The organism is Myxococcus vastator, assembly GCF_010894475.1.
Taxonomy (GTDB): Bacteria; Myxococcota; Myxococcia; order Myxococcales; family Myxococcaceae; genus Myxococcus; species Myxococcus vastator.
Genome location: NZ_JAAIYB010000366.1, coordinates 1 through 8,700 on the forward strand (window position 1 = coordinate 1; position 8,700 = coordinate 8,700).

The window sequence follows — 8,700 nt, forward strand, 5'->3', positions numbered from 1 at the left end:
GTATAAGAGACAGGAAAGCCACCCGGCCCCCAGCGCCGCCACCGCGAAGCCCACGCCCGCGCTCAAGCGCATGCCCCCGCGCACCAGCAGCTTCACCCCGAAGGTGGAGCCCACGGACCAGCCCAGGAGCATCGGCAGCAGCGCCAGTCCGGCCGCCAGCGGCGTGTGGCCACCGTGCTCCGTCATCCACAGCGGCACCCACGCGGCCATGCTGTACAGCAGCGCGCCACCCGCCAGGCCGCCCACGACGCCGCTGAGCACCGCGCGGTCTCTCAGCAGCTCCACCGGGAGCAACGGAGACACCGTCGCGCGTTGTTGCCGCACCAGCAGCCACCCCGCGCCCACGGCGGCCAGCGCGCAGGCCCACCGCAGGCTCGCGGCGCCCGGCTCCAGCGAAAAGAGGAGCAGCGCCGCCGAGGAGCCCGCGAGCACGGGCCCCCACCGGTCCACCCGGACCTCCGGACGGCGCGGCGGGTCGCGGTACGACAGGTGCAGCAGCGCCGCGGCGAACAGGCCCACCGGCACGTTGACCAGGAACACCCAGCGCCACGAGGCGTGCATCACCAGCCAGCCGCCAATGAGCGGCCCCACGACGTTGCCCGCGCCCCAGGCCCCCGTGAACAGCCCCTGCACGGCGACGCGCTCACGCAGCGTGTAGAGGTCCGCGGTGATGGTGAGCGTGGTGGGCTGCAGCGCGCCCGCGCCCAGGCCCTGGATGACCCGGAAGGCGATGAGCCCCGGCACCGAGTCCGCCAGCCCACATAGCGCCGAGCCCACCAGGAACAACCCCATGCCGAAGAAGAAGACGGGCTTGCGACCCAGCCGGTCCGCCAGCTTCCCGGAGACGAGCACGCCGACGGTGGAGGCGAAGAGGAAGGCGGAGAACACCCACGAGTAGAGGTGCTGGCCTCCCAGCTCCCGGGTGATGGTGGGCATGGCGCTCGTCACGACGGTGCCCTCGAACGCGCTGACCACGAGGGCCAGCAACACCGCGCCCGTCGCGGTCCGCCGCGCCACGCCGGGGCGCGCGCTGACCAGGGGCTCCGCTGTGACGCCGCTTCCGTCCATCCCCTCTCTGTACGCCCCAGGCCCCCATGCGGAAACCGCATCTTTCGCATAGGCTCCTTGCGGAATCCGCATGACCTCCGAACAGCTCCGAGCCTTCCTCGAAGTCGCCCGGGCGGGACGCCTGGCCACCGCCGCGCGGGGGCTGGGGCTGTCCCAGTCCGGCCTCTCCCGGCAGCTCCAGTCGCTCGAAGCGGCGCTGGGCACGCGCCTGCTCGTCCGCACCCCCGGGGGCGCGGTGCTGACAGACGCCGGAGAGCGCTTCCTGCCGCACGCCCAGCGCGCCCTGGACGCCTTGACGGCGGGCACCTCGGAGCTGGAGCGGCTGTCGGGGACGCCACACGGCGTGGTGTCGCTCGGCACGCTGCATACCGTGGGGGCGTACCTGCTGCCGGACATCATCCCGGCCTTCGCGCGCCAGTTCCCGGAGGTCCGGCCGCGACTGAGCGAGGGGCTGGCACCGGCCATGGAGGAAGGCGTGGCACGCGGCGCCCTGGACCTGGCCATCCTTTCCTTGCCCGTGCGGCGCGCCGACCTGGTGGCGCAGCGGCTGTGGGAGGAGTCCCTGGTGCTCGCCGTCCCCCGAGGCCACCGGCTGACGAAGTCAGGCAAGCCCGTGACGATGGACGAGGTCGTGGAAGAGCCCTGGGTCGCCATCCCCGGCATGAGCGGCACGCGGGCCATGGAGGCCGCCTGCGAGGCGCGGGGCGTGACACCCCGCCTGGCGGTGGAGACGGACAACGCGGAGGCCATGCGCCGCATGGTGGAGCGCGGCGTGGGCGTGGCGGTGGTGCCGCAGTTGATGGCCCGAGACCACCACGCCCAGGGCTTCGACGTGGTGCCCCTGGCGCGCGCCGGGCTGAAGCGGCAGGTCGCGCTGATACACCGGGGCGAGGGCTACCTCACGGCCGCGGCGCGGGCGCTCAAGTCCTTCATCGTGGAGAGCGTGCGCGCCATGCCCGAACCCTGGGGCAAGAGGAAGGCCGCTCCAGGCCCTCGGGTGCGCTAGCGTGCCGTGGCCGATGGCGCCGCCTCCACGAGGCCCGCCGAGACACGGAGACGCCTCATGGCCCGGACGGACAGCTTCGTTGAGTACACGGTGGAACTGCTGGAGAAGCTGGGGCCCGTGCAGTCGCGGTCGATGTTCGGCGGCTGGGGGCTCTACCTTGGCGGACGGATGTTCGGGCTCATCGGCGACGGGCAGCTCTTCCTGAAGGTGGATGACGTCACCAGGCCGGACTTCCAGGCCGCCGGCTGCCGGCCGTTCGTCTACGAAGGCAAGGGCGCCCCGGTGGAGATGGGCTACTGGACCCCGCCCGCGGACGCCGCGGATGACGCCTACGCGCTCCTGCCCTGGGCCCGGAAGGCCGTGGACGCGGCGAACCGGGCCGCGTTGAAGAAGGCCAGGAAGGCCCCCGCGAAGAAGCGCGCCTCGCGCGTCAAGCCGTCTTGATGGCCGCGGCGTCCTCCAGCCCCAGCTCGACGACGGACGCCTCGCGCATCTTGAACTTCTGCACCTTGCCCGTCACCGTCATCGGGAACGCGTCCACGAACTTCCAGTAGCGGGGAATCTTGAAGGACGCGATGCGGCCCGAGCAGAACCGCGTCAGCTCCTCGCCGGTGAGCGCCACGCCGGGCTTCGCGCGCACCCAGGCCATGACCTCCTCGCCGTACTTCTTGCTCGGCACGCCGATGACCTGCGTCTCGCTGACACCCGGGTGCGTGTGGAGGAACTCCTCGACCTCGCGCGGGGAGATGTTCTCACCGCCCCGGATGATGGTGTCCTTGATGCGGCCCACCACCTTCACGTAGCCCTCGTCGTCCATCACCGCGAGGTCACCCGTGTGCATCCACCCGGCGGCGTCCACGGCCGCGGCGGTGGCCTCGGGGTTGGCCCAGTAGCCCAGCATGACGCTGTACCCACGCGTGCACAGCTCACCCTGCGAGCCGCGCGGCACCACCTCCCCCGTGCCCGCGTCGATGACCTTGACCTCCAGGTGCGGGTGCACGCGCCCCACGGTGGACACGCGCTTGTCCAACGGCTCATCCAGCGCGCTCTGCGTGGACACCGGCGACGTCTCCGTCATGCCGTAGCAGATGGTCACCTCGCGCATGTGCATGCGCGACTGCACCTGCTTCATCACCTCCACCGGGCACGGCGAGCCCGCCATGACCCCGGTGCGCAGCGTCGACAAATCGAACTCACCGAAGCGCGGATGCTCCAGCTCCGCGATGAACATCGTGGGCACGCCGTACAGCGACGTGCAGCGCTCGGCCTGCACCGTCTGGAGCACCGTCAGCGGGTCGAACGCCTCGGCGGGAATCACCATGGTGGCGCCGTGGCTGGTGCAGGCCAGGTTGCCAATCACCATGCCGAAGCAGTGATAGAATGGCACCGGGATGCAGACCCGGTCCTCGGGGCCGTAGCGCAGGGCCTCCCCGATGAAGAAGCCGTTGTTCAAGACATTGTGGTGCGACAGCGTGGCGCCCTTCGGAAAGCCTGTCGTCCCCGACGTGTATTGGATGTTGATGGCGTCATCGAACTGGAGCGACGCCTCGCGGGCGGCCAGCGCGTCCTCGGAAACCGCCTTCGCGCCATCGAGCAGCCGCTGCCAGTCGTCCTCCAGCACCAGCGCCGTCGCCAGGCCGGCACAGCGCGGCTGGACCTCCTTCACCATGCCCCGGTAGTCCGTCTGCCGGAAGCCCCGCGCATGGAGCAGCACCTTCGCGCCGGACTGGTTGAGGGCGTACTCCAGCTCCGAGGTGCGGTAGGCCGGGTTGATGTTGACCAGGATGGCGCCGATACGGGCCGTGGCGTACTGGACGGCCACCCATTCGAAGCGGTTGGGTGACCAGAGGCCCACCCGGTCCCCTTTCTGGACGCCCAGGGCCATCAGCCCCCGGGCCACCTGCGAGGTGAGCGCCCAGAGCTGCTGATACGTGGCCCGAAACCCCTGGGACGCCACCACCAGCGCCTCCCGGTCCCCGTGGCGCTCGACGGTGCGGCGCAGGTTCTGGCCAATCGTCTCCCCCAGCAGCGGGGTGGTGCTGGTGCCATGAGCGTAGGAAGGGACCGGGCTTTGGGACATGGTGTCATCGTCCCGCCGAGCGGGACACGCGGCAAGCGCCGCGAACCACCGCTGTCCACCGCGCGCCAGCCAGGGCCCCCAGGGGCCAGCCCCCTCCCGGGAAATGACAGTCGGCTCCGGAATCTGCCATTACGCCGTGCAGCCAGCCCACGCGCCGCGTTAGAAACGGGGGCTCATGGATGACTCCAACGCCAGGCTGGTCGCGGCCCTGCTGGAAGCCCGGCAGCGCCACTGCTTCCCTGCGGACGTGCGGCGCGCCGCTCCCGAATTCGTAGGCCAGGTGCTGGGCCTGCTCTTCCCCCACTTCGCCGACCGCCTGGAGTGTACGGCCGCCGCCGTCCACCGCGACGTCACCACCGTGGAGGCCAGCCTCCACCGCATCCGGGACACGCTCGCGCCCCTGTACCCGGGCATCGAGCGGGACCTGCCGGCGCGCTTCATGGAGCGGCTGCCCGGGCTCTACGACTGGCTGCGCCAGGACGCGGACGCCATCTTCGAGGCGGACCCGGCCGCACGCACCGTGGACGAGGTCATCCTCACCTATCCGGGCTTCACCGCCATCGCCATCTACCGGGTGGCCAACGCGCTGCACGCCCTGGGCTTCCCGCTGCTGCCCCGCCTGCTCACCGAGTTCGCGCACCAGCGGACCGGCGTGGACATCCACCCGGGCGCCACCATCGGCCGGCGCTTCGTCATCGACCACGGCACCGGCGTCGTCATCGGCGAGACGACACTGATTGGTGACAACGTCAAAATCTACCAGGGCGTCACCCTGGGCGCGCTCGTGGTGGAGAAGGGGCTGACGGACAAGAAGCGCCACCCCACCATCGAGGACGACGTGGTGGTGTACGCCAACGCCACCATCCTCGGCGGAGAGACGGTGGTGGGCCGGGGCAGCATCATCGCCGGCAACGCCTGGCTCACGCAGAGCATCCCGTCTCAATCCGTGGTGACCCGCCGCAGCGAAGTGCGTCAGCGCGGCGCGGACGGCTCGCTGGACGCACTCGAATTTCACATCTGACCCACCGACGAGGCCCCCCATATGAAGGTGAACAACATCCTGGAGACCATCGGAAACACGCCGCACGTGCGCATCAACCGGCTGTTTCCGTCCCGCGTGACGGTCCACATGAAGCTCGAGCGCGCCAACCCGGGCGGCAGCATCAAGGACCGCATCGCGCTGTCCATGATTGAGGACGCGGAGAAGCGCGGCCTGCTCAAGAAGGACAGCGTCATCATCGAGCCGACCAGCGGCAACACCGGCATCGGTCTGGCCATGGTCGCGGCGGTGAAGGGCTACAAGCTGGTGCTCGTCATGCCGGAGTCCATGAGCGTCGAGCGCCGCCGGCTGATGGCCGCCTACGGCGCCACCTTCGAGCTGACCCCGCGCGCGCAGGGCATGAAGGGCGCCATCGCCCGCGCCAACGAGCTCGTCTCGCAGGTGCCCAACGCGTGGATGCCGCAGCAGTTCGAGAACGAGGCCAACATCGAGGTGCACCGCCGCACCACGGTGCAGGAAATCCTCAAGGACTTCCCGGAGGGGCTGGACTACCTCATCACCGGCGTGGGCACCGGCGGCCACATCACCGCGTGCGCCGAGGAGCTCAAGACGGTCTGGCCGAAGCTGAAGGTCTTCGCCGTGGAGCCCACCAAGTCGCCCGTCATCAGCGGCGGCCAGCCGGGCCCGCACCCCATCCAGGGCATTGGCGCCGGCTTCATCCCGAAGAACCTGCACCAGGACGCGCTGGACGGCGCGATTCAGGTGGCCGAGGAGGACGCCTTCGAGTTCACCCGCCGCGCCGCGCGTGAGGAGGGCATCTTCGTGGGCATCTCCTCCGGCGCCGCGCTGTCCGCCGTGAGCCAGAAGCTGGGCGAGATGACCGACGGCAGCCGCGTGCTCGTCTTCAACTACGACACGGGCGAGCGCTACCTCTCCATTGAGCCGCTCTTCCCGGCCCAGTAGTCCCCAGGGCCCTTTAGCCGCGGTGCGTCCGCACCAGCTCCACCAGCCGGTCCATCTCCTCGGGCAGGTTGTAGAAGTGGGGTGAGAGGCGGACGCGCCCGCGGCGCACCGAGAGGGCCACGCCCCGTGCGGTGAGCCCCGCGCCGAGCGCGCGGGCCTCGCCCTCCGGAGGCAGGAAGGTGAGGATGCCCGCCCGGTGCTCCGGCGCGGGCCCCACGTCGCAGCCCAGCCCGCGCAGCCCCGACTCCAGGTGGCCCAGCAGCTCGCGGATGCGCACGGAGATGGCGTCCACCCCCACCTCGTGCAGCAGCTCCAGCGCGGCCCCCAGGGCGTAGATGCCGGTGTACGCGGCGCTGCCCTCCTCCAGCTTGCCCGCGTCCGGGCGCAGCTCGAAGTGGCTGCGGTTGAAGTTCCACGGGTCGGTGGTGCTGCGCCAGCCCACCAGCACGGGCCGCAGCCTGGGCAGGACGTCCTTGGCCACGTAGAGGAAGCCGATGCCGGAGATGCCCAGCATCCACTTGTGGCTGTCCGCGCTGAGGAAGTGGATGCGGCTCTTCTTCACGTCCACCGGGATGCAGCCCACGCTCTGGATGCCGTCCACGCAGAACAGGACGCCCGCCCGCTCACACACGGCGCCCACCGCGTCCAGGTCGGTGCGGTAGCCGGTGGCGAACTGCACGGAGGACACCGCCACCAGCCGGGTGCTCGGGGTGAGCGCGGCGGCCACGGCCTCCGGCGTGACGCCCCCTTCGGGCGTCTGGATTTCGCGCACCGTCACGCCGCGGTCCTTCAGGTGCAGCCAGGGATAGACGTTGGAGGGGTACTCCAGCGAGGAGGCGACGACGACCTCGTCGCCGGGCTTCCAGTCCAGCCCCTCGGCCACCAGGCCCAGGCCGTGGCTGGTGCTGCGCACGAAGGCCATCTCACCGGGCTCGGCGTTGATGAGGCGGGCGGCCAGGCCCCGCACGCGCTCGCAGTGGGCCTCCCAGCCGCGCTCGTGTGTGATGCCGTGGTGGACGACGTCATCCATCCACCCGCGCACGGCCTCGGCGACGCGCAGGCTGGTGGGGGCCACACCGGCGTGGTTGAGGTAGAGCTGCTCCCTCAGCACGGGGAAGAGGTCGCGGTAGGACTCGAGCGAGCGCGTCATGGTGACGGGGAGTGTAGTCACTTCTCCGCGCCGCGCCGTACCTCGTGAAGGCCGGGTGTCCGCCATGGACAGACGGGGTGGTTTTTCCGTCTCTCGCGGGGATGCGATATGCGTCAGGGCCTGCTCGACGCGGAAGGACCCATGCGCCGCACCCTCCAGGACGCCATGAGGAACACGTTGTTCGTGGGAGCCGCCCTGCTGGCGGGCTGCGCGGGGACCGTCCACGCGCCCTACCCGCCCATCCGCGCGGACCTGTCCCCCGCCGCCCTGGAGCGAGGGGCCTCCATCTTCCACGCGAGCTGCGAGTCCTGTCACCGAGGGGGCGACGCGGAGACGGCGTCGGGCGCGCCGCTGCGCGAGCTGCCCTCGTACATGGGGCGCTTCTACGCGGCGAACCTCACGTCGCATGCCGAGGCGGGCATCGGCGCCATGACGGATGAAGAACTGGCGCGGGCCATCCGCTACGCCGTGAGCCGCGATGGGCGGTTGATGGTGATGCCCAGCTACGGCATGGGCGACGCGGACCTGGCGGCGGTGCTGGGCTTCATGCGCTCCGGACATCCGCTCTTCACGCCGGACTCGGTGCCCGCGCCCCCGTCGGAGTTCAGCTTCTTCGGCGGCATCGGCTTCCGCTTCATCACCGGGAACGAGCCCGTGGAGCGGCCCGCCTCGGGCATCCCCGTGCCGCCCAAGGCGGCGACCCGGGAGTACGGCCACTACATGGCGCATGACGTCTATGACTGCGCCTCGTGTCACACGGAGGGCTTCAGTCCTCGGAAGACAGAGGGCGATGACGTGTTCGCGGGGGGCATGGCGTTCGTCGACCCGGAGGGACGGAAGGTTCATTCCAGCAACATCACCTTCCACGAGACGGGGCTGGCGCACTGGACGCTGGAGGACTTCACCCGCGCGGTGCGTGACGGACTGGCGCCGGATGGCTCCGTGCTGCGCTCGCCCATGCCTCGCTTCCGGGGCATGGACGCGGTGGAGGCGCGAGCGCTCTATGACTATCTGCGCTCGGTGCCGAACAGGGAGAACGCGGTGAAGGGCGCGCGGCCACGGCTCACCGCGGCGTCGGTGCGCCCGGACTGGGTGGCGGAGGAGCAGCGCGCGGAGACGCTCCCCGTCAGCGCGCCCGATGAGACGCGAGTTGGGGATGCGCCCAGCGCCAAGGCCTCCGTGAAGGGCTCGGAGGAAGAAACCTCGGCGCCGCAGGTGCCCTCCGGAGAGACTCCGGCGACGGCTCGGGCCACACAGGGAGAAGACGCTCCTGCCGCCGTGACAGCTTCGGCCCCGGCGACCGCCCCTGGCGCAGCTCCGCGCCCAGGGTCCGGTGCCGCCAACTCGAGCATGGCCACGGCGCCGTCCGCGAAACATGATGCGGACAGCCCCGCTGCGCCCGCTCCCTCGGCGCGGGCCAGCAAGCCCGCCCC

At 70.8% G+C, this 8,700-nt stretch carries 8 protein-coding genes; 5 read left to right on the top strand and 3 right to left on the bottom strand.

Annotated elements, in window-relative coordinates:
- Nucleotides 1–1,068: MFS transporter (locus G4D87_RS28245; RefSeq protein WP_163785817.1), on the bottom strand; the 1,068-nt coding region annotated here is incomplete at its 3' end.
- Nucleotides 1,069–1,138: 70 nt separating this feature from the next.
- Between G4D87_RS28245 and G4D87_RS28250 the strand changes: the two genes are divergently transcribed.
- Both G4D87_RS28250 and G4D87_RS28255 read left to right on the top strand, forming a co-directional pair.
- On the top strand, nucleotides 1,139–2,074 hold the full coding sequence (locus G4D87_RS28250; RefSeq protein ID WP_163785818.1) for a LysR family transcriptional regulator: 936 nt from the start codon (nucleotides 1,139–1,141) through the stop codon (nucleotides 2,072–2,074).
- Nucleotides 2,075–2,131: 57 nt separating this feature from the next.
- Nucleotides 2,132–2,518 (top strand): TfoX/Sxy family protein, encoded by a 387-nt coding sequence (locus tag G4D87_RS28255; protein WP_163785819.1) that lies wholly within the window; start codon nucleotides 2,132–2,134, stop codon nucleotides 2,516–2,518.
- Here G4D87_RS28255 and G4D87_RS28260 read toward each other — a convergent pair.
- Nucleotides 2,505–4,154 carry an AMP-binding protein gene (locus tag G4D87_RS28260; protein WP_163785820.1) on the bottom strand — a complete coding sequence of 550 codons (1,650 nt, stop codon included), beginning with the start codon at nucleotides 4,152–4,154 and terminating at the stop codon, nucleotides 2,505–2,507. The two genes, G4D87_RS28255 and G4D87_RS28260, sit on opposite strands and share 14 nt — an antisense overlap.
- A gap of 175 nt (nucleotides 4,155–4,329) precedes the next feature.
- Between G4D87_RS28260 and epsC the strand changes: the two genes are divergently transcribed.
- Nucleotides 4,330–5,175, top strand: coding sequence for a serine O-acetyltransferase EpsC (gene epsC, locus G4D87_RS28265; protein WP_163785821.1), 846 nt, complete (start codon nucleotides 4,330–4,332; stop codon nucleotides 5,173–5,175).
- A gap of 21 nt (nucleotides 5,176–5,196) precedes the next feature.
- Nucleotides 5,197–6,117 (top strand): cysteine synthase A, encoded by a 921-nt coding sequence (gene cysK / locus G4D87_RS28270; RefSeq protein ID WP_163785822.1) that lies wholly within the window; start codon nucleotides 5,197–5,199, stop codon nucleotides 6,115–6,117.
- A 13-nt stretch (nucleotides 6,118–6,130) separates the two neighbouring features.
- On the opposite strand, the gene G4D87_RS28275 is transcribed toward cysK, so the two are convergent.
- The gene (locus G4D87_RS28275; RefSeq protein ID WP_163785823.1) at nucleotides 6,131–7,267 is read right to left on the bottom strand and encodes an aminotransferase class V-fold PLP-dependent enzyme; all 1,137 of its coding nucleotides are present in this window, start codon (nucleotides 7,265–7,267) and stop codon (nucleotides 6,131–6,133) included.
- 165 nt (nucleotides 7,268–7,432) lie between these two features.
- On the opposite strand from G4D87_RS28275, the gene G4D87_RS28280 reads away from it, so the two are divergent.
- On the top strand, nucleotides 7,433–8,700 hold a 1,268-nt coding region (locus G4D87_RS28280; RefSeq protein ID WP_240358675.1), incomplete at its 3' end, for a c-type cytochrome.

What these genes read in the sequence shown, in the direction of transcription:
- G4D87_RS28250 (WP_163785818.1), top strand. Translation starts at nt 1,139, where the DNA reads ATGACCTCCGAACAGCTCCGAGCCTTCCTCGAAGTCGCCCGGGCGGGA.
- G4D87_RS28255 (WP_163785819.1), top strand. Translation starts at nt 2,132, where the DNA reads ATGGCCCGGACGGACAGCTTCGTTGAGTACACGGTGGAACTGCTGGAG.
- G4D87_RS28260 (WP_163785820.1), bottom strand. Translation starts at nt 4,154, where the DNA reads ATGTCCCAAAGCCCGGTCCCTTCCTACGCTCATGGCACCAGCACCACC.
- epsC (WP_163785821.1), top strand. Translation starts at nt 4,330, where the DNA reads ATGGATGACTCCAACGCCAGGCTGGTCGCGGCCCTGCTGGAAGCCCGG.
- cysK (WP_163785822.1), top strand. Translation starts at nt 5,197, where the DNA reads ATGAAGGTGAACAACATCCTGGAGACCATCGGAAACACGCCGCACGTG.
- G4D87_RS28275 (WP_163785823.1), bottom strand. Translation starts at nt 7,267, where the DNA reads ATGACGCGCTCGCTCGAGTCCTACCGCGACCTCTTCCCCGTGCTGAGG.